Annotated in this window: 25 protein-coding genes; 22 read left to right on the top strand and 3 right to left on the bottom strand. The window is 70.5% G+C overall.

What is annotated here, in order from left to right:
* Positions 1 to 35 precede the first annotated feature (35 nt).
* Positions 36 to 1,457 carry a cytosine permease gene (locus ACFY0U_RS33155; protein ID WP_388642112.1) on the bottom strand — a complete coding sequence of 474 codons (1,422 nt, stop codon included), beginning with the start codon at positions 1,455 to 1,457 and terminating at the stop codon, positions 36 to 38.
* 108 nt (positions 1,458 to 1,565) lie between these two features.
* On the opposite strand from ACFY0U_RS33155, the gene ftsY reads away from it, so the two are divergent.
* A complete protein-coding gene (gene ftsY, locus ACFY0U_RS33150) occupies positions 1,566 to 2,768 on the top strand; it encodes a signal recognition particle-docking protein FtsY (protein WP_388642110.1) in 1,203 nt (400 codons plus the stop codon).
* Positions 2,769 to 2,849: 81 nt separating this feature from the next.
* On the opposite strand, the gene ACFY0U_RS33145 is transcribed toward ftsY, so the two are convergent.
* On the bottom strand, positions 2,850 to 3,515 hold the full coding sequence (locus ACFY0U_RS33145; RefSeq protein WP_388642109.1) for a bifunctional DNA primase/polymerase: 666 nt from the start codon (positions 3,513 to 3,515) through the stop codon (positions 2,850 to 2,852).
* 435 nt (positions 3,516 to 3,950) lie between these two features.
* On the opposite strand from ACFY0U_RS33145, the gene ACFY0U_RS33140 reads away from it, so the two are divergent.
* The 6 genes from ACFY0U_RS33140 (at position 3,951) to ftsH (ending at position 13,580) form a co-directional block, all read left to right on the top strand.
* Entirely contained in the window at positions 3,951 to 5,438 is a 1,488-nt protein-coding gene (locus tag ACFY0U_RS33140; RefSeq protein ID WP_388642107.1) for a hypothetical protein, read from the top strand.
* A 313-nt stretch (positions 5,439 to 5,751) separates the two neighbouring features.
* A complete protein-coding gene (locus tag ACFY0U_RS33135; RefSeq protein WP_388642105.1) occupies positions 5,752 to 7,089 on the top strand; it encodes an ammonium transporter in 1,338 nt (445 codons plus the stop codon).
* A complete protein-coding gene (locus ACFY0U_RS33130; RefSeq protein ID WP_003997576.1) occupies positions 7,086 to 7,424 on the top strand; it encodes a P-II family nitrogen regulator in 339 nt (112 codons plus the stop codon). The genes ACFY0U_RS33135 and ACFY0U_RS33130 overlap by 4 nt, the downstream gene beginning before the upstream one ends.
* A gap of 25 nt (positions 7,425 to 7,449) precedes the next feature.
* The gene (locus ACFY0U_RS33125; RefSeq protein ID WP_388642103.1) at positions 7,450 to 9,903 is read left to right on the top strand and encodes a [protein-PII] uridylyltransferase; all 2,454 of its coding nucleotides are present in this window, start codon (positions 7,450 to 7,452) and stop codon (positions 9,901 to 9,903) included.
* 82 nt (positions 9,904 to 9,985) lie between these two features.
* Positions 9,986 to 11,539, top strand: coding sequence for a signal recognition particle protein (gene ffh, locus ACFY0U_RS33120; RefSeq protein WP_388642102.1), 1,554 nt, complete (start codon positions 9,986 to 9,988; stop codon positions 11,537 to 11,539).
* A gap of 103 nt (positions 11,540 to 11,642) precedes the next feature.
* A complete protein-coding gene (gene ftsH, locus ACFY0U_RS33115; RefSeq protein WP_388642101.1) occupies positions 11,643 to 13,580 on the top strand; it encodes an ATP-dependent zinc metalloprotease FtsH in 1,938 nt (645 codons plus the stop codon).
* Between the two features lie 22 nt (positions 13,581 to 13,602).
* On the opposite strand, the gene ACFY0U_RS33110 is transcribed toward ftsH, so the two are convergent.
* Positions 13,603 to 14,460, bottom strand: a complete 858-nt coding sequence (locus ACFY0U_RS33110) for an SAM-dependent methyltransferase (protein ID WP_388642099.1) — start codon at positions 14,458 to 14,460, stop codon at positions 13,603 to 13,605.
* Positions 14,461 to 15,233: 773 nt separating this feature from the next.
* Between ACFY0U_RS33110 and ACFY0U_RS33105 the strand changes: the two genes are divergently transcribed.
* The 15 genes from ACFY0U_RS33105 to dprA all read left to right on the top strand — a co-directional run bounded on the left by ACFY0U_RS33105 (position 15,234) and on the right by dprA (position 26,432).
* A complete protein-coding gene (locus ACFY0U_RS33105; RefSeq protein ID WP_171143234.1) occupies positions 15,234 to 15,830 on the top strand; it encodes a hypothetical protein in 597 nt (198 codons plus the stop codon).
* 265 nt (positions 15,831 to 16,095) lie between these two features.
* Entirely contained in the window at positions 16,096 to 16,515 is a 420-nt protein-coding gene (rpsP, locus tag ACFY0U_RS33100; RefSeq protein ID WP_266821491.1) for a 30S ribosomal protein S16, read from the top strand.
* Positions 16,516 to 16,517: 2 nt separating this feature from the next.
* A complete protein-coding gene (locus ACFY0U_RS33095; protein ID WP_003973401.1) occupies positions 16,518 to 16,757 on the top strand; it encodes an RNA-binding protein in 240 nt (79 codons plus the stop codon).
* Positions 16,758 to 16,842: 85 nt separating this feature from the next.
* The gene (gene rimM, locus ACFY0U_RS33090) at positions 16,843 to 17,406 is read left to right on the top strand and encodes a ribosome maturation factor RimM (RefSeq protein WP_388642097.1); all 564 of its coding nucleotides are present in this window, start codon (positions 16,843 to 16,845) and stop codon (positions 17,404 to 17,406) included.
* Positions 17,406 to 18,239 carry a tRNA (guanosine(37)-N1)-methyltransferase TrmD gene (trmD, locus tag ACFY0U_RS33085; protein ID WP_388642096.1) on the top strand — a complete coding sequence of 278 codons (834 nt, stop codon included), beginning with the start codon at positions 17,406 to 17,408 and terminating at the stop codon, positions 18,237 to 18,239. Before rimM ends, trmD begins: the two co-directional genes overlap by 1 nt.
* Before the next feature lie 133 nt (positions 18,240 to 18,372).
* Complete coding sequence (rplS, locus tag ACFY0U_RS33080) at positions 18,373 to 18,723, top strand: 50S ribosomal protein L19 (RefSeq protein ID WP_053848457.1); 351 nt, start codon at positions 18,373 to 18,375, stop codon at positions 18,721 to 18,723.
* Positions 18,724 to 18,770: 47 nt separating this feature from the next.
* Positions 18,771 to 19,487 carry a signal peptidase I gene (lepB, locus tag ACFY0U_RS33075; protein ID WP_388642095.1) on the top strand — a complete coding sequence of 239 codons (717 nt, stop codon included), beginning with the start codon at positions 18,771 to 18,773 and terminating at the stop codon, positions 19,485 to 19,487.
* The gene (gene lepB, locus ACFY0U_RS33070) at positions 19,480 to 20,574 is read left to right on the top strand and encodes a signal peptidase I (RefSeq protein ID WP_388642094.1); all 1,095 of its coding nucleotides are present in this window, start codon (positions 19,480 to 19,482) and stop codon (positions 20,572 to 20,574) included. The genes lepB (ACFY0U_RS33075) and lepB (ACFY0U_RS33070) overlap by 8 nt, the downstream gene beginning before the upstream one ends.
* Positions 20,462 to 21,421, top strand: a complete 960-nt coding sequence (lepB, locus tag ACFY0U_RS33065; protein ID WP_388642092.1) for a signal peptidase I — start codon at positions 20,462 to 20,464, stop codon at positions 21,419 to 21,421. Before lepB (ACFY0U_RS33070) ends, lepB (ACFY0U_RS33065) begins: the two co-directional genes overlap by 113 nt.
* Before the next feature lie 86 nt (positions 21,422 to 21,507).
* Positions 21,508 to 22,287 carry a signal peptidase I gene (gene lepB, locus ACFY0U_RS33060; RefSeq protein ID WP_388642091.1) on the top strand — a complete coding sequence of 260 codons (780 nt, stop codon included), beginning with the start codon at positions 21,508 to 21,510 and terminating at the stop codon, positions 22,285 to 22,287.
* Positions 22,277 to 22,801 (top strand): NUDIX hydrolase, encoded by a 525-nt coding sequence (locus tag ACFY0U_RS33055; RefSeq protein ID WP_388642090.1) that lies wholly within the window; start codon positions 22,277 to 22,279, stop codon positions 22,799 to 22,801. Before lepB (ACFY0U_RS33060) ends, ACFY0U_RS33055 begins: the two co-directional genes overlap by 11 nt.
* A 56-nt stretch (positions 22,802 to 22,857) precedes the next feature.
* The gene (locus tag ACFY0U_RS33050; protein WP_005311352.1) at positions 22,858 to 23,166 is read left to right on the top strand and encodes a DUF2469 domain-containing protein; all 309 of its coding nucleotides are present in this window, start codon (positions 22,858 to 22,860) and stop codon (positions 23,164 to 23,166) included.
* 107 nt (positions 23,167 to 23,273) lie between these two features.
* The gene (locus ACFY0U_RS33045; RefSeq protein ID WP_171143244.1) at positions 23,274 to 23,645 is read left to right on the top strand and encodes a YraN family protein; all 372 of its coding nucleotides are present in this window, start codon (positions 23,274 to 23,276) and stop codon (positions 23,643 to 23,645) included.
* Between the two features lies 1 nt (position 23,646).
* The gene (locus ACFY0U_RS33040) at positions 23,647 to 25,272 is read left to right on the top strand and encodes a YifB family Mg chelatase-like AAA ATPase (protein ID WP_388642089.1); all 1,626 of its coding nucleotides are present in this window, start codon (positions 23,647 to 23,649) and stop codon (positions 25,270 to 25,272) included.
* The gene (dprA, locus tag ACFY0U_RS33035) at positions 25,269 to 26,432 is read left to right on the top strand and encodes a DNA-processing protein DprA (protein ID WP_388642088.1); all 1,164 of its coding nucleotides are present in this window, start codon (positions 25,269 to 25,271) and stop codon (positions 26,430 to 26,432) included. Before ACFY0U_RS33040 ends, dprA begins: the two co-directional genes overlap by 4 nt.
* Positions 26,433 to 26,476: the final 44 nt, after the last annotated feature.

Genomic DNA, 26,476 nt, shown 5'->3' with positions numbered 1-26,476 from the left:
CTGGACGGTGGAGGGGGACGCTAGCTGACGATGCGTCAGATAGCCATGGTCGCGGGCTCCTCGGCGGGAGTCTCCTGCCCGCCGACCGCCGGCTTCGGGAGCACCGCGTACAGCGCGCCCGAGACCACGATCGTCGCGACCCAGCCGAGGCCGTACTCGCCGATCGGGTTGTTCGAGGCCAGCGGGCCGGTGAACCAGTCGGACGTGGTGAACAGGAGCCCGGTGCCGAGACCGGTCGCCCACGCCGTGACCGCCGCCGGGCCGAAGCCGCCCCGGTACCAGTAGGCGCTGCTGCGGCCCGTGTCGAGAAGGGCCTCGGCGTCGTACTCCGTGCGACGCAGCATGTCGACGCCGAAGACGCCGAGCCAGGCCGAGAAGGCCACCGCGAGCAGCGAGAGAAAGGTGACGAAGGGCCCCATGAAACCGGTCGCGGCGAGCATCAGGACGCTGCCGAGGACCAGGGAGATCACCGCGTTGACCGAGACCGCCCAGTGGCGCGGGACCCTGAAACCAAGCGTCTGCGCGGTGAAGCCCGCCGAGTACATGGACATCGAGTTGATCAGCAGGGTGCCGGTCAGGGCGATCAGCAGATAGGGCACCGCGAGCCACAGCGGGAGGATCTCGCCGAGGAAGGACACGGGGTCCGAGGCGGAGGCCAGGTCGGGTGTCGCCGAGGCCATCACCATGCCCATCAGGACCATCGGCAGTACGACGATCCCGGCGCCGCCCACCGTGTCGCGCACGATCGCCGCCGAGGGCGTCGAGGCCGGCAGATAGCGCGTGAAGTCGGGAGCGGAGGGCACCCAGCTGATCCCGCCCGCCGCGATCAGACCCACGCCCGTGATCATCGCCGACGCCGGTCCCGCGCTCTGCCCGAAGACCTTGCTCCAGTCCGTCTCCACGACCAGGTGGCCGAGGACGAGGACGGAGAAGCCGCCGAAGAGGTACGTCGCCCACTTGTTGCACGTCCGTACGGCGTTGATGCCCAGGCCGGAGATCGCGAACGTCGTGATCACGAAGAGCAGGAGCGTGACGACGATGAGCGGGGTGTTGCTCCTGATGCCGAACAGGATGTCGAGGACGGTCAGCAGCGCGTAGGCGCCGGTCACCGCGTTGATCGTCTCCCAGCCCCAGCGGGCGATCCAGATCAGCGAACCCGGCAGCAGATTCCCGCGCTGTCCGAACGCCGCCCGGGACAGGGCCATGCCGGGGGCACCGCCGCGCTTGCCGGCGATTCCGATGAGACCGACCAGGCCGTAGGAGACGACCGGCGCCGCGACGCCGACCACCAGGGTCTGCCAGAAGTTGAGTCCGTAGCCGACGGACAGGGTCGCTCCCATGGTCAGGAGCAGGACGCTGATATTGGCGGCGACCCAGGTGGGGAAGAGTTCGCGGGGACGGGCGGTGCGCTCGGAGTCAGGGATCGGCTCAAGGCCGTGCGTTTCGAGACCGCTCATGAGGATTCATCGTACTTTGGGCCGATTGGTCTCCTGCTGCTCCCTTTGCCCTTGGAGGAAAGTACAGGCTGGGTCCGGAAGGGGCCCATGACTGATACTGGACGGGTTATGGAAACCGTCATCCTTGCTGTAGTCATCGCCGTGGTCGTGCTCGGTGTGCTCGGCGGGCTCGTCGTCGGCAGCCGACGCAAGAAGCCGCTGCCCCCGCCGCCTCCCGCAGCACCCGACATCACCGCCCCTCCGGCCGAGCCGCATGTCGGCGACGAGGCCGAGACGCCCCGCGACGAACCGCGCCGGACGATAGAGGAGGTGGATCTCCCGGACGGCTCGGCCCCGGTCGTCGTCGAGGAACCGCCGGCTCTCGAAGTCCCCGAGATCGAGGTCCCCGAGCCCACGGCCGGACGGCTCGTCCGCCTGCGCGCGCGCCTCTCCCGCTCCCAGAACGCGCTCGGCAAGGGGCTGCTCACGCTCCTGTCGCGCGAGCACCTCGACGAGGACACCTGGGAGGAGATCGAGGACATCCTCCTCACCGCCGACGTCGGCGTGGCCCCCACCCAGGAACTGGTCGACGGCCTGCGCGAGCGCGTGAAGGTGCTCGGCACCCGAACCCCCGCGGAGCTGCGCACGCTCCTGCGCGAGGAGCTCCTCAAGCTGCTCGGCACCGACTTCGACCGCACGGTCAGGACGGAGCCCGAGACCAGCAAGCCCGGCATCGTGATGGTCGTCGGTGTCAACGGCACCGGCAAGACCACCACCACCGGCAAGCTGGCCCGTGTCCTCGTGGCCGACGGGCGCAGTGTCGTCCTCGGTGCCGCGGACACCTTCCGTGCCGCCGCCGCCGACCAGCTCCAGACCTGGGGCGACCGGGTCGGCGCCCACACCGTCCGCGGCCCCGAGGGCGGCGACCCCGCCTCCATCGCCTTCGACGCGGTGAAGGAGGGCAAGGAGATCGGCGCGGACGTCGTGCTGATCGACACCGCCGGGCGCCTGCACACCAAGACCGGGCTCATGGACGAGCTCGGCAAGGTCAAGCGGGTCGTGGAGAAGCAGGCGCCGCTCGACGAGGTGCTGCTGGTGCTGGACGCCACGACCGGACAGAACGGGCTCGTGCAGGCCCGCGTCTTCGCCGAGGTCGTCGACATCACCGGCATCGTGCTGACCAAGCTGGACGGCACCGCCAAGGGCGGCATCGTCATCGCGGTCCAGCGGGAGCTGGGTGTGCCGGTGAAGCTGGTGGGCCTGGGTGAGGGTGCGGACGACCTGGCGCCCTTCGAGCCGGAGGCGTTCGTGGATGCGCTTATCGGCGACTGACCTGTCGTACGCGCGAAGAAGTGCCCGCCCCCGAGGTGCAGTCGGGGACGGGCACTTCGCCGTGTACGCCTGCTCGTACCGTTACGCCCGCGACCGGTGCGCCACGTACGCCAGCGTGCCCAACAGCAACCTTGCGGCAGGGGGCTTGGTCGCCGAATCCAGCGCGGGGGAGCGCAGCCACTCGACCGGGCCCAGGCCGGCCCGGTCCGAGGGCGGGGCCGTGATGTGGGTGCCGGGGCCCAGGCCGCGCAGGTCCAGGGAGGTCGGGTCGTCCCAGCCCATGCGGTAGAGGAGTTCGGGCAGTTCGGCGGCGGCGCCGGGGGCGACGAAGAACTGGGCGCGGCCCTCGGGGGTCGCCGTCACCGGGCCGAGCGGGAGGCCCATGCGCTCCAGACGGACCAGGGCGCGGCGGCCGGCGGGTTCCGCCACCTCGATCACGTCGAAGGCCCGGCCGACCGGCAGCATCACCGCGGCGCCCGGGAACTCGGCCCACGCGCCGGTCACTTCGTCCAGCGTCGCCCCGGCGGGCACCTCGGGTGCGAAGTCCAGGGGATGCGCGCCCGGTGCCCGGCAGTCGGCACGGCCGCAGGAACAGGCGCCCGCGGCGGCCCGGGCACCCGGGACCACGTCCCAGCCCCAGAGCCCGGTGAACTCGGCCACGGCGGTGCACTCCGACGAGCGGCCGCGGCGACGCGAGGAGGACCGGATGTCGCGGATCCCCCGACTGCTGCCGATCGTGAAGCCCATGCCCCCTCCAACGGGTCCGACGCACCGATGGTTACGAGACGGGCACGGAAAGTGACCTGAGCCATGTCCCGGAACGCCTCACGCGGCGCCCGGATGCGCCCCGGGTGGTGCGCCCGGTCCTGTGCGCCCCTGAGTGCACCGCTCCGCCCACTCCCGGCTGTCCTATGTCAAGTGAATCGCGTGTGGGCGACCGTGAGTTCATTCGAAGGGGTGGCGAATGGTGGCGTTTCCGGGATCGCCATGGCTGGAGGGGTGATCGTAGGATTACTTTGAGTGCACGAGTCCTGGGGGCACATGCACTTGTGGGTATGCCGGAGGCAAGTCGGCATCCCGTTCGAAGGGTGAGAAGTACCGGACGGGCGGCCGTATTTACCGGCATTCTGATAGGGCTTGGCGCACTCAGCGACAAGTGGTCTCAGGGATGGGGGCGTTCCAGTGAGCGGCAACGGCGAAAGCGGAACGGGCGCCGGCAGCGCGGTGAACGGCGACAAGCGCCCCAATGAGCTGCTCACCTCGTGGTTCGTGCGCAGCGGCTGGTCGAAGGGCGAACTCGCCCGCCAAGTCAACCGCCGGGCCCGCCAGTTGGGCGCCAACCACATCTCCACCGACACCTCGCGCGTCCGCCGCTGGCTGGACGGCGAGAACCCCCGCGAACCGATCCCCAGGATCCTGTCGGAGCTGTTCTCCGAGCGGTTCGGCTGTGTCGTCTCGGTCGAGGATCTCGGCCTGCGCGCCGCCCGCCAGTCACCGTCCGTGTCCGGGGTCGACCTGCCCTGGACGGGCCCGCAGACCGTGGCCCTCCTCAGCGAGTTCTCGCGCAGCGACCTGATGCTGGCGCGGCGCGGCTTCCTCGGGACCTCGCTGGCCCTGTCCGCGGGCCCGTCCCTCATCGAGCCCATGCAGCGCTGGCTCGTGCCCTCCCCGTCCACCGCGCACCCCGAACCGGAGTCGATGTCCCGCCGGGCCGGCCGGCTGTCCAAGCCCGAGCTGGACCTCCTGGAGTCCACCACCGTGATGTTCCGGCAGTGGGACGCCCAGTGCGGCGGCGGTCTGCGCCGCAAGGCGGTCGTCGGCCAGCTGCACGAGGTGACGGACCTCCTCCAGGAACCGCAGCCCGACACCACCACCCGCAAGCTGTTCAAGGTCGCCGCCGAACTGGCGGAGCTCGCGGGCTGGATGTCGTACGACGTCGGGCTCCAGCCCACCGCGCAGAAGTACTTCGTCCTGGCCCTGCACGCCGCCAAGGAGGCCGGCGACAAGCCGCTGGGCTCGTACGTCCTGTCCAGCATGAGCCGCCAGATGATCCATCTGGGCCGGCCCGACGACGCCTTGGAGCTGATCCACCTCGCCCAGTACGGCAGCCGGGACTGCGCGAGCCCGCGCACCCAGTCGATGCTGTATGCGATGGAGGCCCGCGCGTACGCCAACATGGGACAGCCCGGCAAGTGCAAGCGCGCGGTCCGGATGGCCGAGGACACCTTCGCCGACGCCGACGAATGGGACGAGCCGGACCCCGACTGGATCCGCTTCTTCTCCGAGGCCGAGCTGCACGGGGAGAACTCCCACTCCTACCGTGACCTGGCCTATGTCGCCGGCCGCAGCCCCACGTACGCCTCCCTGGCCGAGCCTCTGATGCAGCGGGCCGTGGACCTCTTCGCCAAGGACGACGAGCACCAGCGGTCGTACGCACTCAACCTGATCGGCATGGCCACCGTGCATCTGCTCCAGCGCGAGCCCGAGCGCAGCGCGGTGCTGGCCGAGGAGGCGATGCACATCGCCAAGAAGGTCCGCTCCGAGCGTGTGAACACTCGTATCCGAAAGACGGTCGACACGGCCGTACGCGATTTCGGTGATCTCGCCGAGGTCGTGGATCTCACCGAGAAGCTCGTCATCGAGCTGCCGGAGACGGCCGAAGCCGTCTGAATTCCCTGTGCCCCGGCCGCGGCCGGCCCTCCCGAACTGCCCGACTCGGCTCCCCCATGCCAGGTCATCGGAAGGCCGACCGCGGCCGGTTTACTGCCTTCACCGAAGGTTGCGCCACGATAACGATCCTTCCGGCGAACATCCGGCAGTTCATCGAGGCGTAACACGTAAGGCGCCTTCGTCACGGCCGCGAAACAACGAGGGGCTTCCAACGAAACCGCGCTGCGCCAATCTCTTGGCGCATAACCGGCCCACCCCTCAATCCGCTCAGGCTTCGCCCGCACGGGGCCGTACCAACGACGAGGAGACGCCGATGGCACCAGCCATCACGATGGCGGCAGACGTAGAGCTGTCGCCCGCCAACACGGGCTTCATGCTCATCTGTTCCGCCCTGGTGCTGCTCATGACCCCGGGTCTGGCCTTCTTCTACGGAGGCATGGTCCGCGTCAAGAGCACCCTGAACATGCTGATGATGAGCTTCATCAGCATGGGGATCATCACCATCCTGTGGGTGTTGTACGGCTTCTCCGTCGCCTTCGGCGCCGACAAGGGCAGCCTCGTCGGCTGGACGTCGGACTTCGTCGGCCTCAGCGGGATCGACAAGGGTGACCTCTGGCTCCCGTACAACATCCCGGTCCTGGCCTTCATGGTCTTCCAGCTGATGTTCGCGATCATCACGCCCGCCCTGATAAGCGGTGCGCTGGCCGACCGTGTGAAGTTCTCCGCCTGGGCGCTGTTCATCGCGCTGTGGGCCACGATCGTGTACTTCCCCGTCGCCCACTGGGTCTGGGGCACCGGCGGCTGGGCCTTCGAGCTGGGCGTGATCGACTTCGCCGGTGGTACGGCGGTCCACATCAACGCCGGTGCCGCGGCGCTCGGCGTGATCCTGGTCATCGGCAAGCGCGTCGGCTTCAAGAAGGACCCGATGCGCCCGCACAGCCTGCCGCTGGTCATGCTCGGCGCCGGTCTGCTGTGGTTCGGCTGGTTCGGCTTCAACGCCGGTTCGTGGCTCGGCAACGACGACGGCGTCGGCACGCTGATGTTCGTCAACACGCAGGTCGCCACCGCCGCCGCCATGCTGGCCTGGCTCATCTACGAGAAGATCCGCCACGGCGCGTTCACCACGCTGGGCGCCGCCTCCGGCGCGGTCGCCGGTCTGGTCGCCATCACCCCGTCCGGTGGTGCGGTCACCCCGATCGGCGCCATCGCGGTCGGTGCCATCGCCGGTGTCCTGTGCGCCATGGCCGTCGGCCTGAAGTACAAGTTCGGCTACGACGACTCGCTCGACGTCGTCGGTGTCCACCTCGTCGGCGGTGTCGTCGGCTCGGTCCTGATCGGCTTCTTCGCCAGCGGCAAGGGTCAGTCGGACGTGGCCGGTGTCTTCTACGGCGACCACAAGTTCGACCAGCTGTGGAAGCAGCTCGCCGGTGTCGGCGGTGTCCTCGCCTACTCCCTGATCGCCTCCGCGATCCTCGCCTTCCTCCTCGACAAGACCATCGGTATGCGGGTCACCGAGGACGAAGAGGTCGCCGGTATCGACCAGGCCGAGCACGCCGAGACCGCATACGACTTCAGCGGTGCCGGCGGCGGTGCCGCCAAGACCACCGCCGCCCCGGCCGCCGCCGCTGCGAGCAAGAAGGTGGACGCATGAAGCTCATCACCGCCGTCGTCAAGCCCCACCGGCTCGACGAGATCAAGGAAGCCCTCCAGGCCTTCGGGGTCCACGGCCTGACGGTCACCGAGGCGAGCGGTTACGGTCGTCAGCGGGGCCACACCGAGGTCTACCGCGGTGCCGAGTACACCGTCGACCTGGTCCCCAAGATCCGCATCGAGGTCCTCGCCGAGGACGACGACGCCGAGCAGCTGATCGACGTCATCGTCAAGGCCGCCCGCACCGGCAAGATCGGTGACGGCAAGGTCTGGTCCCTGCCGGTCGAGACGGCCGTACGGGTCCGGACCGGCGAGCGCGGACCCGACGCGCTCTGACAGAAGAAGATTTAGGAGCTGCTGGGTGTCGAGTACGGACGTGCGTAAAGAAGCAGAAGACTCGGGACCCAGCGGCTACGCGGCGGCCCGGCTGCGCCTCCTCACCGAGGGGGCGCAGTCCGGGCCGCCGCGCCGTTCGGCCCTCTCCGAACTGACCGACGACTGGCTGTCGGGGCTCTTCGACACGGGCGCCGGGGCACTGCGCGGGGTCTCCCTGGTCGCGGTCGGCGGCTACGGCCGTGGCGAGCTGTCCCCGCGCAGCGACCTGGACCTGCTCCTGCTGCACGACGGCAGCGACTCCGGCGCGGTCGCGGCCCTGGCCGACCGCCTCTGGTACCCGGTCTGGGACCTGGGCCTGGCCCTCGACCACTCCGTGCGGACGCCCGCCGAGGCCCGCAAGACGGCCGCGGAGGATCTGAAAGTCCAACTCGGTCTCCTGGACGCCCGTCACCTCGCCGGTGATCTGGGCCTGACCGCCGGACTGCGCACCGCCGTCCTCGCCGACTGGCGCAACCAGGCGCCCAAGCGCCTCCCCGAACTCCAGGAGCTGTGCGCCGAGCGCGCCGAGCGCCAGGGCGAGCTCCAGTACCTGCTGGAGCCGGACCTGAAGGAAGCCCGCGGCGGACTGCGGGACGCCACCGCCCTGCGCGCCGTCGCCGCCTCCTGGCTGGCCGACGCCCCGCGCGAGGGTCTCGACGACGCCCGGCGCCGGCTCCTCGACGTACGCGACGCCCTGCACCTCACCACCGGGCGGGCGACCGACCGGCTCGCGCTCCAGGAGCAGGACCAGGTCGCCGCCGAGCTCGGCCTGCTCGACGCGGACACACTGCTGCGGCAGGTGTACGAGGCGGCGCGGGTCATCTCGTACGCCAGCGATGTCACCTGGCGCGAGGTGGGGCGCGTGCTGCGTTCGCGCGCCGTGCGGCCACGGCTGCGCGCCATGCTGGGCGGCGGCAAGCCGGTGGTGGACAGGTCGCCGCTGGCGGAGGGCGTGGTCGAGCAGGACGGCGAGGTGGTGCTCGCCCGGGCCGCGCGTCCCGAGCGCGACCCCGTGCTCCCGCTGCGCGCCGCCGCGGCCGCCGCGCAGGCGGGTCTGCCGTTGTCCTTGCACGCCGTACGGCGCCTGGCCGCCAATGTGCGCCCCCTGCCCACGCCCTGGCCCGCCGAGGCCCGCGAACAGCTCGTGACCCTGCTCGGTTCCGGCTCCCCGACGATCGATGTCTGGGAGGCGCTGGAGGCGGAGGGCCTGATCACCCGGCTGCTCCCCGACTGGGAGCGGGTGCGCTGCCGGCCGCAGCGCAACGCGGTGCACATCTGGACGGTCGACCGGCATCTCATCGAGACCGCGGTGCGGGCCTCGGAGTTCACCCGCCGCGTCCACCGTCCCGACCTGCTGCTCGTCGCCGCGCTGCTGCACGACATCGGCAAGGGCTGGCCCGGCGACCACTCCGTGGCCGGGGAGATCATCGCGCGTGATGTGGCGGCCCGGATCGGCTTCGACCGCGAGGACGTGGCGGTGCTCGCGTCCCTCGTACGGCATCACCTGCTGCTCGTGGACACGGCCACCCGGCGCGACCTGGAGGACCCGGCCACGGTCCGTTCGGTCGCCGAGGCGGTCGGTTCGCAGGGCACCCTCGAACTGCTGCACGCCCTGACGGAGGCGGACGCGCTGGCCACCGGGCCGGCCGCCTGGTCGTCCTGGCGGGGCTCGCTCGTCGCCGACCTGGTCAAGCGGGTCTCGGCCGTGCTCGCCGGGGACGACCTGGACGAGCCCGAGGCCGCCGCGCCCACCGCCGAGCAGGAGCGGCTCGCCATCGAGGCGATCGCCACGGGCAGCCCGGTGCTGTCGCTGCGCGCGCAGACCGAGCCCCCGGCGCTCGCGGAGGAACAGCCCTCCGGCGACCCCGAGCCGCTCGGCGTGGAGCTGCTGATCGCCGTACCCGACCAGCCGGGCGTGCTGCCCGCGGTGGCCGGCGTGCTCGCCATGCACCGCCTCACCGTCCGCACGGCCGAGCTGCGCGCCCTGGACCTGCCGGACGGCGTCGAGGGCTCGGTGCTGCTGCTGAACTGGCGGGTGGCGGCGGAGTACGGCTCCCTGCCGCAGGCGGCGCGGCTCCGGGCCGACCTCGTGCGCGCCCTGGACGGCTCCCTGGACATCGCGGGCCGACTGGCCGAGCGGGACGCCGCGTATCCGCGCCGGCGCGGTGTGGTCGCGCCCGCGGCACGGGTGACGGTCCACCCGGCCGCGTCCCGGCTGGCCACGGTGATCGAGGTGCGCGCCCAGGACGCCCCGGGGCTGCTGTTCCGGATCGGCCAGGCGCTGGAGGACGCGAGCGTGCGGATGCGCAGCGCCCATGTGTCGACGCTCGGCGCCAACGCGGTGGACGCCTTTTATGTCACGGGGTCCGAGGGGGCGCCGCTGCCCAGTGAGGAAGCGGCTTCGGTGGCGCGGAAACTGGAGGAGACCCTGCGAGGTTGAACGGGGATCCCGGTGACGCGTGCCGCCGGGATACCCTGGAGGGCGATTCCCACAGCCACCGACCCCGAGGACCGCGAGCGCCGTGTTCGATACTCTCTCCGATCGCCTCTCAGCGACTTTCAAGAACCTGCGCGGCAAGGGACGGCTCTCCGAGGCGGACATCGACGCCACCGCGCGCGAGATCCGCATCGCCCTCCTCGAAGCGGACGTGGCTCTGCCGGTCGTCCGGACGTTCATCAAGAACGTCAAGGAGCGCGCGCTCGGTTCCGATGTCTCCAAGGCGCTGAACCCGGCCCAGCAGGTTCTGAAGATCGTCAACGAGGAACTCGTCACGATCCTCGGCGGCGAGACCCGGCGGCTGCGCTTCGCCAAGCAGCCGCCCACCGTGATCATGCTCGCGGGTCTCCAGGGTGCCGGTAAGACCACCCTCGCGGGCAAGCTCGGCCGCTGGCTGAAGGAGCAGGGCCACTCGCCCCTCCTCGTCGCCGCCGACCTCCAGCGTCCCAACGCCGTGAACCAGCTCAGCGTCGTCGCCGAGCGCGCGGGCGTGGCCGTCTACGCGCCGGAGCCCGGCAACGGCGTCGGTGACCCGGTCAAGGTCGCCAAGGACTCCATCGAGCACGCCAAGTCCAAGGTCCACGACATCGTCATCGTGGACACCGCCGGCCGCCTGGGCATCGACCAGGAGATGATGCAGCAGGCCGCGGACATCCGTGACGCGGTCTCGCCGGACGAGATCCTCTTCGTCGTCGACGCGATGATCGGCCAGGACGCGGTCAACACCGCCGAGGCCTTCCGCGACGGCGTCGGTTTCGACGGCGTGGTGCTCTCCAAGCTCGACGGTGACGCCCGCGGTGGTGCGGCCCTGTCGATCCGGCAGATCACCGGCAAGCCGATCATGTTCGCGTCGAACGGCGAGAAGCTCGACGACTTCGACGCCTTCCACCCTGACCGGATGGCCTCCCGCATCCTCGACATGGGTGACCTGCTCACCCTGATCGAGCAGGCGGAGAAGACGTTCAGCCAGGAAGAGGCCGAGAAGATGGCCTCCAAGCTGGCGTCCAAGAAGGGCCAGGACTTCACCCTGGACGACTTCCTGGCCCAGATGGAACAGGTCAGGAAGATGGGCAGCATCTCCAAGCTGCTCGGCATGCTCCCCGGCATGGGCCAGATCAAGGACCAGATCAACAATCTCGACGAGCGCGACGTCGACCGCACGGCCGCCATCATCAAGTCGATGACCCCGGCCGAGCGCCAGGAGCCGACGATCATCAACGGCTCGCGCCGCGCCCGTATCGCCAAGGGCTCCGGTGTCGAGGTCAGCGCCGTGAAGAACCTGGTCGAGCGGTTCTTCGAGGCCCGCAAGATGATGTCCCGCATGGCCCAGGGCGGCGGCATGCCGGGGATGCCCGGGATGCCGGGCATGGGCGGTGGCCCCGGCCGCACCAAGAAGCAGCCGAAGCAGGCCAAGGGCAAGCAGCGCTCCGGCAACCCGATGAAGCGCAAGCAGCAGGAGGCCGAGGAGGCCGCGCGTCGGGCCGCCGGCGCCCAGGGCGGCAACGCCTTCGGCGTCCCGGGCCAGCAGGCCCCGCAGGACTTCGAGCTGCCGGACGAGTTCAAGAAGTTCATGGGCTGACGATTCGTTCTGTACGTCGCTGGGGGCGCCCTCCGTCACGGAGGGCGCCCCCAGCGACGTACGCGCACATGCCCGCGCGGCTTTCCTGTCGTAACGTCCGGATATGACCAACCCTGCGCCGTCGCGGAAATCCCCCGACCAGCCCTGGCGTACCGAGGGCACCCCGCAGGAGCCGCCGAAGCCGCCGTCCGGCGGACGCAAGCCGCGCGGGGGCTGGTGGAGCCTGCTGCTCGCCGCGCTGGTCGTGTTCCTGGTCGCCAACCTCGTGCTGTCGTACTTCAACGACGGCGACGAGCCGACGATCTCGTACACCGAGTTCAGCAAGCAGGTCGACGACGGCAACGTCAGCAAGATCTACGCCAAGGGCGACGCGATCCAGGGCCAGCTCAAGAAGAAGCAGGACAAGCCCGGGGGCGACGGCACCTACACCAAGTTCAAGACCGAGCGGCCCACCTTCGCGGACGACCAGCTCTGGGAGGACCTGACCAAGCACGACGTCACCGTCACCGCGCAGCCGGTCGTCCAGCAGCGCAGCTTCCTGTTCAACCTGCTGATCTCGCTGGCCCCGATGCTGCTCCTGGTCGCGCTGTGGATCTTCGTCGCGCGGCGGATGAGGGCGGGGATGGGCGGCGCCGGCGGGATGCTCGGGCGCAAGGCCCCGCCCAAGCCGGTCGAGCTGGAGACGGGGGAGAAGCGCACGACCTTCCAGGACGTGGCGGGCATCGACGAGGTCGAGGGCGAGCTCAACGACGTCGTCGACTTCCTGAAGAACCCGGACGCCTACCGGAAGATGGGCGCCAAGATGCCGCGCGGTGTGCTGCTCGCGGGTCCGCCCGGCACCGGCAAGACACTGCTCGCACGGGCCGTCGCCGGTGAGGCGGGGGTGCCCTTCTTCTCGGCCTCCGCCTCGGAGTTCATCGAGATGATCGTGGGTGTCGGCGCTTCACGCGTGCGTGAACTGTTCGCCGAGGCGCGCAAGGTGGCCCCGTCGATCATCTTCATCGACGAGATCGACACCATCGGCCGGGCCCGCGGCGGCGGCTCGGGCATGGGCGGCCACGACGAGCGCGAGCAGACGCTCAACCAGATCCTCACCGAGATGGACGGCTTCTCCGGCTCGGAGGGCGTCATCGTCATCGCGGCGACCAACCGCGCCGACGTCCTGGACCCGGCTCTGACCCGTCCCGGACGCTTCGACCGGGTGGTCATGGTCTCGCCCCCCGACCGGGGCGGCCGTGAGGCGATCCTGGAGATCCACACCCGCGAGATCCCGCTCGCCGACGGCGTCGACCTGGCCCAGGTCGCCCGCACGACCCCGGGCATGACCGGCGCCGAACTGGCCAACCTCGCCAACGAGGCCGCTCTCCTCGCGGTCAAGCGCAAACAGGAGAGGGTCACGCAGAGCGACCTCTCGGAGGCGTTGGAAAAGGTCCAACTGGGCGCGGAACGGCCGCTGGTGATGCCCGAGGAGGAGCGGCGCCGCACGGCGTACCACGAGAGCGGACACGCCCTCCTCGGCATGCTCCAGCCGGGCGCGGACCCCGTCCGCAAGATCACCATCGTGCCGCGCGGGAGGGCGCTCGGCGTGACGCTGTCCACGCCGGACGCGGACCGGTACGCGTACACCGAGGAGTACCTGCGCGGCCGGATCATCGGCGCGCTCGGTGGCATGGCCGCGGAACACGTCGTCTACGACGCCATCACCACCGGTGCGGAGAACGACCTCGAACAGGTCACCAACATCGCGCGCGGCATGGTCGCACGGTGGGGGATGAGCGAGCGCGTGGGCCGACTGTCCGCGCTGCCCGGTGACGCCCAGCAGGCTTACGGCCTCTCGGCGGCCCCGCAGACCCTGGACGTGATCGAGCACGAGATGCGCCGGATCGTCGACGACTGCTACGAGGAGGCGTGCCGCAAACTCCGCGACCACCGCGACCAGTTGGACGCCCTCGCCCAGGCCCTGCTGGAGAACGAGACGCTGGAGGAGGCGGACGCGTACCGGATCGCGGGGATCACCCGGCTGGCGAAGGACGACACCTAGGCCGGCCGTTCCTGCGCGGTGTTCAGGGCACGCGCGCGATCAGGTACCGGAACACGTTCGGCATCCACACCGTCCCGTCCCGGCGCTGGTGCGGGTGGAGGGCTTCCGTGACCTCCTTGTCGACCTGGGCCTGGTCCGTCGCGGAGATCGCCGCGTCGAAGAGGCCCGTGGAGAGCAGGCCCCGCAGGGCGCTGTCCACGCCGGCGTAGCCGAAGGGGCAGGCGACCCGGCCGGAGCCGTCCGGCTTGAGACCCGCCCGCTGGGCCACCTCCTCCAGGTCGTCGCGGAGGGCGGGGCGCCAACTGCCCGTGCCGCGCAGCGGATCCGCCAGTTTCGTGGCCACCCGCAGCACGGACGACGTGGCGCAGCGTTCCGGCGGACCCCAGCCGGCGAGCACCACGGGCGCCCCCCGCTCGGCGAGCGGCGTCGCCGCGGCGAGCAGCCCGGCGAGCCCCTCCGAGTCACCCGCGAGACACCCGATGGGCTCGAAGGCGGTCACCAGGGTGTACGCGGGCGTCTCCGCGTCGGCCGCGTCCCGGGGGCGACCGTCGACGATCCGGGTGTCCGCACGCGTGCGCGTGCCCCATGCCTCGGGCAGCAGCCGCTCGCGGGCCAGCGCCAGTCGTTCCGGGTGCGAGGAGTCGACACCGGTGACCGCGGCCCCTCTCGACGCTGCCATCAGCAGGGCCAGTCCGCTGCCGCAGCCGAGGCCCAGCACCCGGGTGCCGGTGCCCACTTCGAGTCGCTCGTAGACGGCCTCGTAGAGCGGAACCAGCATCCGCTCCTGGATCTCGGACCAGTCACGCGCGCGTGCACACCGGTCCACACGGGGCGCCTCTCCCGTATGAGTCAGGTGCTGCCGCACGAGCGTAGGTGTCATCGAAAGCGCCCCAATCCGCCGAGAGTTGCTCCTGTGCCCGTTTCCATGGCCCCCGTGACGTGCGCTCGCACTCCCCCCGTATGCCAGATAACTCCGCACTCGAGCGCGCGTCCAGGGTCTGTGGGGCCCGGCTTGTGGGTTCCTTGTGCGCGTGGCGAGATTTCACATCCCGGCAACCTGGAGCCGTACGGTCACGTCATGACACGAGACCGCTCACGGAGATGACAACGGCCTGTCCGTGCCGTCGCGGCCCGCGCCGATCCACGCCGTCGTCCTCGCGATCGCGGGCGACAAGGCGCTTCCGGCCAAGGTCCGCACGCTCGGCGATCAGCGCGGGGCGGCGGGCGTACGGGGCCACACCGAGGACCGCGCAGGCGGCCCCCGGCGAAGAAGGCGAGGTCAGGTCGGCCGGGCGCGTGGTGGCCGTACGGTGTCTGGTCGGCAGGGGTGGGGCGGTTCCCGGCGACGGCGAGGCGAACGGTAACGTCGCGGTCGTCGCGCGCGCTTATCGAGGTAGCGCCCTTCCGGCGGGAGAGCGGCCGAAACGCCTCTTGCGCATCCGCGGACCACAGTCGCCCCGGCGCGCTGACACCGTCTACGTGGCGGGGCGTATATCAGACTACGTACCGCCTTGGTACGAGCTGTGAGGCTTCTCCGCAGATCAGCGCACCCGCCCTCGTCAGGACGCATCAGCGGCAACTGACGGGTACGTGCAAATTATTTGGGATGGCCCGGAATCGGAACACTGGGGCACTCCGGCTCGTTGTCATTACGTGAGCACGACACAGACACCACCTGTTCTCGCCGCCGAGCTGGCGCAGGCGTGGGCCGACATTCAGCGGTACCACCCCGAGCTGCCGGACCTCGCCGCGCCAGAGTCCCTGATCGGAGAGTCGTCGTCCGCGTGCGGACACGAGCTCTCCTTCGAGCGACTGCTCCACGAGGCAGTCCATGGGATCGCCGCCTCGCGCGGCGTCCGCGACACCTCCCGCGCCGGCCGCTACCACAACCGCAGATTCCTCGCGATCGCCGAGGAGCTGGGCCTGGACCACCCCGAGGAGCCGCACCCCAGCAGTGGCTTCTCACTGGTCACGCTCAACCCCGAGGCCAAGCGCCGCTACCGCCCGACCATCGAGCGGCTCCAGCGCGCCCTGAAGGCCCATACGGCGGCCACCTCCGCCGACACGGCCCGCTCCTTCCGCGGCCCGGCCGCCCGGCACGGCTCGTCCGGTGGCGGCGTACGCGTCAAGGCGGTCTGCGACTGCGGCCGCAACGTGCGCGTCGTCCCGTCGGTCCTCGCGCAGGCGCCCATCGTCTGCGGAGGGTGCGGCAAGCCGTTCCGGATCCCCGAGGTCGTCGGGGCCGCGTAGCGCGGCCGGTGGAGTACCGGCATCTCGTGGGTGCCGGAACGACGCCTGGGGCACCCTGCGCCGCCGGGTGCCCCTCAGGCATGCCTCGCCGCGGGCTCCGTCCGACGCGACCCGCCGGGTATGGCACAATGGCTAGCTGTACTCGACAGCCGCACAGGAACCCTCTCGCCTCCGGCTGACGCGTCCATCGGGCACTCGGGTACCGCAACCCCACGCGGCAATCTCGCCGTGCCCAACCACGTCAAAACCAGGAGAACCCACTCCCGTGGCAGTCAAGATCAAGCTGAAGCGTCTGGGCAAGATCCGTTCGCCTCACTACCGCATCGTCATCGCCGACTCCCGTACCCGTCGTGACGGCCGTGCGATCGAGGAGATCGGTCTGTACCACCCGGTGCAGAACCCCTCGCGCATCGAGGTCGACTCGGAGCGCGCGCAGTACTGGCTGGGTGTCGGCGCGCAGCCGACCGAGCCCGTCCTCGCCATCCTGAAGCTGACCGGCGACTGGCAGAAGTTCAAGGGCCTGCCCGCCCCGGCCCCGCTGCTCGTGGCCGAGCCGAAGGCCGCTCGCCCGGTGTTCGACGCCCTCGGTGGCGACGACGAGGGCAAGGGTGAGGCCATCACCCAGAAGAAGAAGGCTGAGAAGAAGGACGAGGCTGCCGCCGAGTCCGAGTCGACCGAGGCCTGAGCATGCTCGAGGAGGCTCTCGAGCACCTCGTGAAGGGCATCGTCGACAACCCTGACGATGTGCAGGTCGCCTCGCGCAACCTGCGCCGCGGGCGGGTGCTGGAGGTCCGGGTCCACCCCGACGACCTCGGTAAGGTGATCGGTCGCAACGGCCGCACCGCACGCGCTCTGCGTACCGTCGTGGGCGCCATCGGCGGCCGTGGTGTCCGCGTCGACCTTGTCGACGTCGACCACGTCCGCTGACGCCAAAACGCAGCACCGGCTCGGGCCGGGGAGGGCCACTGGGCCGTCCCCGGCCCGTAGTCGTACCTACAGGAGAACAAGCACAGTGCAGCTGGTAGTCGCTCGCATCGGCCGTGCCCACGGCATCAAGGGCGAGGTCACCGTGGAGGTCCGCACCGACGAGCCGGAGCTGCGGCTCGGGCCCGGCGCCGTCCTGCTCACGGACCCCGCCTCCACCGGCCCCCTCACCATCGAGACCGGCCGCGTCCACAGCGGACGCCTCCTCCTGCGCTTCGAGGGCGTGAAGGACCGCACCGGCGCGGAGGCCCTCCGGAACACCCTCCTGATCGCCGAGGTGGACCCGGAGGAGCTGCCCGAGGAGGAGGACGAGTACTACGACCACCAGCTGATGGACCTGGACGTGGTGACCAAGGACGGTGTGGAGGTCGGCCGGATCACCGAGATCTCGCATCTGCCGTCCCAGGACCTGTTCATCGTCGAGCGGCCCGACGGCAGTGAGGTGATGATCCCGTTCGTCGAGTCGATCGTCACCGAGATCGACCTGGAGGAGCAGCGGGCGATCATCGACCCGCCGCCCGGGCTGATCGACGACAACGCCGAGATCGCGTCCTCGCGCGACGACGCTACGGACACCGGGGACGAGTCGTAATGCGCCTCGACGTCGTCACGATCTTCCCCGAGTACCTCGAACCCCTGAACGTCTCCCTCGTCGGCAAGGCACGCGCGCGTGGACAGCTGAACGTCCATGTCCACGATCTGCGCGACTGGACGTACGACCGCCACAACACGGTCGACGACACCCCGTACGGCGGCGGCCCCGGCATGGTCATGAAGACCGACCCGTGGGGGGAAGCACTGGACTCGGCCCTCGCGGACGGCTACGAGACGGGCTCCCACGCCCCCGCGCTCATCGTCCCCACGCCCAGCGGCCGCCCCTTCACCCAGGAACTCGCCGTAGAGCTCTCAGAGCGGCCCTGGCTGGTCTTCACGCCCGCCCGGTACGAGGGCATCGACCGCCGTGTCATCGACGAGTACGCGACCCGGATGCCGGTCTACGAGGTCTCCATCGGCGACTACGTCCTCGCCGGCGGCGAGGCGGCCGTCCTCGTCGTCACGGAGGCCGTGGCACGCCTGCTGCCCGGTGTCCTGGGCAACGCCGAGTCCCACCGGGACGACTCCTTCGCGCCCGGTGCCATGGCGAACCTCCTGGAGGGCCCCGTCTACACCAAGCCGCCCCGGTGGCGCGGCCGGGAGATCCCGCAGACGCTGCTCAGCGGCCACCACGGCAAGATCGCCCGCTGGCGGCGCGAGGAGGCGCTCAAGCGCACCACCGCCAACCGGCCCGACCTCATCGAGCGCTGCGACCCCAAGGCCTTCGACAAGAAGGACCGCGAGATGCTCTCCATCCTGGGCTGGGCGCCCGATCCGGCAGGGGAGCCGTACGGCCGATTTTGGCGTCGGGTCGAGGGCGTGGAAGAATAGGTCGCTGTTGTGCGTCGTCCGGCGTGCGCCCCTGCCACAGGGGGACACGACGCCCGCTCCGGCACGGACAACATCCTCCGATACACCTAGCTCCCGCCTATGACCTGTGGCATGGGTGAAGAAAGCAGACGAAATGTCTCACCTGCTCGACTCCGTCGACAGCGCGTCGCTGCGCAGCGACATCCCGGCCTTTCGCCCGGGTGACACCGTCAACGTCCACGTCCGCGTCATCGAGGGCAACCGCTCCCGTGTGCAGCAGTTCAAGGGCGTCGTCATCCGTCGCCAGGGCGCCGGTGTCCGCGAGACCTTCACGGTCCGCAAGGTCTCGTTCTCCGTCGGCGTCGAGCGCACCTTCCCGGTGCACACCCCGATCGTCGAGAAGATCGAGCTCGTGACCCGCGGTGACGTGCGTCGCGCCAAGCTGTACTACCTCCGCGAGCTGCGCGGCAAGGCCGCGAAGATCAAGGAGAAGCGCGAGAACTGATCTCGCCTTCCGGGGGCCACACAGGGGCCGGATAGCATCTGGCCCCGATGGACACCGAAGCACAGCAGACGGAGCGCGACCGCTCCTCCCGCCCTTCCGAATCCGAGGAGATCTCGGACACAGAGGGGCAGGAGGGACGGTCGCGTTTCGCGTTGGTGTCACGGATCACCGAGTGGCTACCCGGTGGCCGGACCAGCCTGACCCTGTTGGTCTGCCTGCTGTTTTTGCTGTCCCTCAACGCTTTCGTGGTGCAACCGTTCCAGATTCCCAGCGGATCCATGGAAAACGGATTGAGGATCGGGGACCGGGTTCTCGTAAATAAGTTGGCGTACCGTTTTGGTGCCGAGCCGCGGCGCGGGGATGTAGTGGTGTTCGACGGAACCGGGTATTTCGGGGATGCGGACTACATCAAGCGTGTGGTGGGTGTGGGGGGAGACCACGTGGTCTGCTGCGACAAGGAGGGGAGGATCGAGGTGAACGGCCGGTCGGTCGACGAGTCGTCGTTCCTGTACCCCGGTGACAGCCCGTCCTCGGTGGACTTCGACGTCGTCGTGCCCGACGGCACCCTCTTCGTCCTCGGCGACCACCGCGGTGAGTCCAGCGATTCCCGCGACCATCTGGGCTCGCCCGGCGGCGGCATGATCCCCGTGACCGAGGTGATCGGCCGCGCCGACTGGATCGTATGGCCGACCGCCCACTGGACACGGCTGCACCGCCCCGACGCCTACGCGCGCGTGCCCGCCGCGGCAGGTGCCGATGGGTAATCGCGGCAAACCGCGCGGTGTGCCCAGCGACGCCGCCGACAACCTTCTGCCCACCGGTGTCCGGCGCGCCGCCAGCCCCGCCGGCGGCCGTACGCGCGCGGAGCGGCGCAAGCTCCAGCGCAAGGTCAAGCGGCGCCGCAGGCGCTCCGCCGCCAAGGAGATACCGCTTCTCGTCGGTGTCGCCGTGCTCATAGCCCTGGTGCTGAAGACCTTCCTCGTGCAGGCCTTCGTGATCCCGTCCGGCTCCATGGAGCAGACGATCCAGATCGGCGACCGGGTGCTGGTCGACAAGTTCACCCCGTGGTTCGGCTCCAAGCCGCAGCGCGGGGACGTCGTGGTCTTCAAGGACCCGGGCGGCTGGCTGAAGGACGAGCAGACGACGACGAAGAAGGAGGATCCCGTCGTCATCAAGCAGATCAAGGAGGGGCTCACCTTCATCGGCCTGCTGCCGTCCGACAACGAGAAGGACCTCATCAAGCGGGTCGTCGGTGTCGGCGGCGACCGGGTCAAGTGCTGTGACGCACAAGGGCGTGTCACCGTCAACGGCGTCCCGCTCACCGAGGGGGACTACCTCTATCCCGGCAACGCCCCCTCGACGCAGGAGTTCGACATCACCGTCCCCCAGGGGCGGCTGTGGGTGATGGGCGACCACCGGGCCAACTCCGCGGACTCCCGCGTGCATCAGGACACCGACTACGGCGGTACGGTCTCCGAGGACTCGGTGGTGGGACGGGCGAGGGTCATCGCCTGGCCCCTCGGCCACTGGAACACCCTGGACGAGCCGAAAACATACTCATCCATTACCGACTCGGCCGCCGGGTCGACTGCGGCTCCCCAACTGTCGCATAGGGTTGCCTCCGACGATCCGAACGGAACGATCCAGCTCCCGACCCCTGCGGAACTCCCGCTCGTTATGGGAGTGGTGGGCCTGCGCCGTCTATGGGGCAGGCGGCGGCACAGAGTAAGGAGTTGGCGTGGGGGATGTGGCGGTTGGCGCACGGTCCGGGCACGACGGCGAGGAGCACCGCGGACGCCCCGTGGACGCGGCCGACCCGGCCACGGACGACGCCGTGACCTCCGGGAGTGACTCCGCGGCGGACGAGCGGACACAGCCCGGGGACGACGGGCCGGGCGACTCGGCCCCCAAGCAGAAGACCCAGCGCTCCTTCTGGAAGGAGCTGCCGATCCTGATCGGTATCGCGCTCGTCCTGGCGCTGCTGATCAAGACGTTCCTGGTGCAGGCGTTCTCGATCCCCTCGGACTCGATGCAGAACACCCTTCAGCAGGGTGACCGCGTGCTGGTCGACAAGCTCACCCCGTGGTTCGGTTCCGAGCCCGAGCGCGGTGAGGTCGTCGTCTTCCACGACCCCTCGAAGTGGCTCGCGGGCGAACCGACCGCCGACCCGAACGCGGTGCAGACGTTCCTCAGCTGGATCGGCCTGATGCCGTCCGCCGAGGAGAAGGACCTCATCAAGCGCGTCATCGGCGTCGGCGGCGACACCGTCGAGTGCAAGGGCACCGGCCCGGTGAAGGTCAACGGCAAGGCGCTGAGCGAGTCGTCGTACGTGTACCCGGGCAACACCCCGTGCACGGTCGACGACATCGGCGGCCAGTTCAAGGTCAAGGTGCCCGAGGGCTACATCTGGGTCATGGGCGACCACCGCCAGAACTCGCGCGACTCGCGGTACAACCAGGACGACAAGTACCACGGCATGGTCCCGGTCGACGAGGTCGTCGGACGCGCCATCGTGAAGGCCTGGCCGATCAACCGCTGGGGCACGCTGCCGGTCCCGGACACCTTCGACCAGGATCTGAGCACGCGGTCCGCCGCCTCCACCGCCCTGTCGGTGGCCCCGCAGGGCCTCGCGCTCGTGGGTGCGGTTCCGCTGGTGCTGTGGCGGCGTCGGAGGATCGCGCCGGCCGATCCCCGCTGACCTAGGGAAACCTTTACGGAGCGGGTGACCTCGGCCGCCGGTGAGGGGCTGACCGTGTCCGGTACCGCCGGGTAGGGTGCGGACCCATGGGTGGCGAGAGCACGATACGCACGGCCCCGCGCAGCGGCGGCACGAACACGGGCCCGGTGGGCAGCCGGACCGGACAGCGACTGTCCGGGCTGGCCGTCGCGCTGGGCCTTGTGCTGTTCCTCGGCGGGTTCGCCTGGGGGGCGGTGGTCTACCGGCCGTACACCGTGCCCACCAGCTCGATGGCGCCCACCATCGACGCCGGCGACCGGGTGCTGGCCGAGCGTGTCGACGGCGGTGAGGTACGGCGGGGCGATGTCGTCGTCTTCACCGACAAGACCTGGGTGTCCAACGCCCCCGTGGTCAAGCGCGTGGTCGCGGTCGGCGGCGACACGGTCGCCTGCTGCACGGACGGCAAGCTGACCGTCAACGGCAAGCAGATCGACGAGCCGTATCTGCCCGAGGGCAGCGCGGCGGAATGGAAGAAGATCCCGTCCGTGACGGTCCCCGAGGGACGTCTGTTCCTGCTGGGTGACGAGCGGCAGGGCTCCCTGGACTCCAGCGCGCATCTGACGGACGCCGCCAGCGGCACGGTCGCGCGGTCCGCCGTGACGGCCCGCGTCGACGCCGTCGTATGGCCGATGAACGGCATGCTGAAGCAGCCGACCGGCTTCGAGGAGCTCGGTGCGCTCTCCTCGCCGGGCCCGCTGCGGACGATCACGATCCTGATCGTGGCCGGTGCGGTGCTCGTCCTCGGTGGCGGCGCCTACGGCCCGGTCGCCAAGCTGCTGGGCCGCGGCCGCTCCCGGACCCGGACGGAGCCCGTGGGTGCGCGCTGAGGCCTCGGCGGACACCTACGAGGGCGGGTTGCGCAAGGTGGCCAGGGTGGTGCTCCTCGACCCGGACGACCGCATCCTCCTGCTGTACGGCCATGAGCCGGACGATCCGACGAACGACTGGTGGTTCACCCCGGGCGGCGGCATCGAGGGCGACGAGACTCGTGAGCAGGCCGCTCTGCGGGAACTCGTGGAGGAGACCGGCATCACCGATGTGGAGCTCGGGCCGGTGCTGTGGCGACGGATGTGCTCCTTCCCGTTCGCGGGCCGCCGGTGGGACCAGGACGAGTGGTACTACCTGGCGCGGACGGCCCATACGTCCGATGAGGTGCCCGGAGCCGTGGCGCTGACCGAGCTGGAGCGGCGCAGCGTCGCCGGAGCGCGCTGGTGGACGTGTCAGGAACTGACCCGGGCACATGAGACGGTGTATCCGACCAGACTCGCCGAGCTGCTCCGCAGGCTGCTCGACGAAGGTCCCCCGGCCGGGCCCGTGACCCTCGACCCCGAAATCGTCTAGGGGCTGACGGGACTGGCGCACAATGGTGGGACCGCACGGCTGAAGGGGAACATGCCATGAGCGCCGAGGACCTCGAGAAGTACGAGACCGAGATGGAGCTGAAGCTCTATCGGGAGTACCGCGATGTCGTCGGTCTGTTCAAGTACGTGATCGAGACCGAGCGGCGCTTCTATCTGACCAACGACTACGAGATGCAGGTGCACTCGGTTCAGGGTGAGGTGTTCTTCGAGGTGTCGATGGCGGATGCGTGGGTGTGGGACATGTATCGGCCGGCCCGCTTCGTGAAACAGGTGCGGGTGCTCACGTTCAAGGACGTGAACATCGAGGAGCTCAACAAGAGTGATCTGGAGCTTCCGGGCAGCTGACGTTGCCCCGTCGGGGTGACGGAGTTCTCCACAACCGCTGAGTAGCCCACCAAGATCAACTTGGTGGGCCGGTGTGCGTGACGGTTGGCGCCGGAGGTGGTGCCGACATGAACACACATCAGGCACGCAGTGCACTCGGAAGGTACGGCGAGACGCTGGCCGCGCGGCGGCTGGCGCAGGCCGGGATGACGGTCCTGGAGCGCAACTGGCGCTGTGGCAGGACCGGTGAGATCGACATCGTGGCGCGGGACGGGGACGTCCTGGTCGTCTGCGAGGTCAAGACACGGCGCACGGGTGCCTTCGAGCATCCGATGGCCGCGGTGACCCCCGAGAAGGCGGAACGCCTGCGCGGCCTCGCCGCGTGCTGGATCCACGCCCACGGAGGAGCACCACCGGGCGGCGTCCGCATCGACCTGGTGGGCGTCGTCCTGCCGAGCCGCGGCGCACCCGTCGTCGAACACGCGCGAGGGGTGGCCTGACATGGGGTTCGCTCGTACGTGCTCGGTGGCGCTGGTGGGCGTCGAGGGCGTGGTCGTGGAGGTCCAGGCGGATCTGGAGCCCGGGGTGGCGGCGTTCACGTTGGTGGGGTTGCCGGACAAGAGTCTTACGGAGAGCAAGGACCGGGTTCGGGCGGCGGTGGTGAACTCGGGTGACGGGTGGCCGCAGAAGAAGCTGACGGTGGGGCTCAGCCCGGCGTCGGTGCCGAAGGCCGGCTCGGGCTTCGATCTCGCCATCGCGTGTGCGGTGCTCGGGGCCTCGGAGCGGATCGATCCGCGGGTCCTCGCCGACATCGTGATGATCGGAGAGCTGGGCCTCGACGGACGGGTGCGTCCGGTCCGGGGCATCCTGCCGGCGGTGCTGGCCGCCGCCGACGCGGGCTATGAGCAGGTCGTCGTGCCGGAGTGCGCCGCCGCCGAGGCCTCGCTGGTGCCCGGTGTGTCCGTGCTGGGTGTACGCAGCCTGCGACAGCTGATCGCGGTCCTCGCGGACGAGCCGGTTCCCGACGAGGAGCCGGACGACCCGGGCCGCCCCGACCCGCTCATGGCGGGCCTGCGGGTGCCGGGCACCGGCGCGGCCACGGGGATGCACAGCGTGGGTGCCGCGCAGCAGGATCACGGCCACGACCTGGCCGACGTCGTGGGCCAGCTCTCGGCCCGAACGGCCGTGGAGGTCTCGGCGGCCGGCGGCCACCATCTGTTCCTGGAGGGGCCGCCCGGCGCCGGCAAGACGATGCTCGCGGAGCGGCTGCCCGCCGTCCTGCCCCGACTGACCCGCGAGGAGTCCCTCGAGGTCACGGCGGTGCACTCGGTGGCGGGTCTGCTGCCGCCGGGCAAGCCGCTGATCGACATCCCGCCCTACTGCGCCCCGCACCACTCGGCCACCATGCAGGCGCTCGTCGGAGGCGGTCCGAGCATCGCCCGGCCCGGTGCGGTGTCGCTGTCCCACCGGGGGGTTCTCTTCCTCGACGAGACTCCCGAGTTCAGCAGTCAGGCGCTCGACGCACTGCGGCAGCCCCTGGAGGCGGGCCATGTGGTGATCGCCCGCAGTGCGGGCGTCGTGCGGTTCCCGGCGAAGTTCCAGATGGTGCTCGCGGCCAACCCGTGCCCCTGTGGACGCTTCTCGCAGACCGACGACTTCTGCGAATGCCCGCCCTCGGCGATCCGCCGCTACCAGGCCCGGCTCTCCGGCCCGCTGCTCGACCGGGTCGACCTGCGGGTGGAGGTGGACCGGGTCACGCGGGCCCAGCTCGCCGAGCGCGGCGCCCGTGGAGAGTCGACCGCGGTGGTGGCCGACCGGGTACGGGCGGCCAGGGAGCGGGCGGCGGCACGCCTCGTCGGCACCCCGTGGCGGACCAACAGCGAAGTGCCGGGCCGTGAGCTGCGCAGCCGCTGGCACGCGGTGTCCGGCGCGATGGACGAGGCCGAGCGCAACCTCGAACGCGGCGTCCTGACGGCCCGCGGCCTCGACCGTGTCCTGCGCGTCGCCTGGACCGTCGCCGACCTGCTCGGACACGACCGCCCCGACGCGACCGACGTCGCCCTCGCCCTGCAACTGCGCACCGGGATCCCCAGGGGAGTACCGATGGCCATCGGAGCGCTCACGTGAACGCAGGCCAGGACCCGGACCGCGAACTCCTCGCCCGCGTCTTCCTCACCCGCGTGATCGAGCCCGGTGACGAGGTCGCCGGGCGGTGGGTGCGGGAGTACGGGGCGGGCGAGGTGGCCCGGTGGTTGCGGGACGGGCGGGAGGTCGGGCCGCCGGGGGTGAGCGGGAAGCGGTGGGCGGGGTTGCTCGCACGGGCCCGGCGGGCCGAGCCGCACGAGGATCTCGAGGTCGCCGGGCGGGCCGGGGTGCGGTTCGTGTGTCCCGGCGACGCCGAGTGGCCCGGACAGCTCGACGACCTCGGTGACGCGCGCCCGCTGGGGCTGTGGGTGCGCGGGGCGCCCAGCCTGCGGATGTGGGCGCTCAGATCGGTCGCCGTCGTGGGCGCCCGGGCGTGCACCGAGTACGGGGCCCACATGGCGGCCACCCTCGCGTGCGGTCTCGCCGAGCGCGGGTGGGTCGTCGTGTCCGGCGGAGCCTACGGCGTCGACGGGGCCGCCCACCGCGGTGCCCTCGGCGCCGGCGGGGCCACCGTTGCCGTGCTGGCCTGCGGGGTCGACCGGCCCTACCCGCCCGGGCACACCGAGTTGATCACCAGGATCGCGGAACAGGGCCTGGTGATCGGGGAGTTGCCGCCCGGCGACCATCCGACGCCGAGCAGGTTCGTGCTGCGGAACCGGGTGATCGCCGCGCTGACCAGGGGGACCGTGGTGGTCGAGGCGGCCTGTCGGAGCGGTTCCCTCGTCACCGCGCGGGCGGCGCAGCGGCTCGGCCGGTACACGATGGGCGTGCCCGGGCCGGCCACCAGCGCACTCTCCGCCGGAGTGCACGAGCTGCTGCGCGGGGAGGCGGTGCTCGTCACGGACGCCGAGGAAGTCGTCGAGCTGGTCGGCGACATGGGGGAGCTCGCCCCGGAACGGAGAGGGCCCGTCCTGCCGCGCGACCTGCTCACGCCGGGCGCCCGGCGGGTCCTGGCCGCGCTGCCGGCACGCGGCGCGGCGACCGCGGCCGAGGTCGCGGGCGGTGCGCAGACGACGGAGGACGACGCCGTCGCGAGACTGTACGAACTCCGCTCACTTGGTTACGTCGAACGACACGGCGACGGCTGGAAGTTGACACGCCAGGCGATGATCTCCGTCCGGCAGGATCGGAGTCGATGTTGACCGAGCGTGTTCGGCCGTCCGGGGGAACCCCGAAAGCCTTGGGA

Source organism: Streptomyces sp. NPDC001536 (genome assembly GCF_042894505.1).
GTDB lineage: Bacteria > Actinomycetota > Actinomycetes > Streptomycetales > Streptomycetaceae > Streptomyces.
This window is presented reverse-complemented; position numbering and strand designations above follow the sequence as displayed.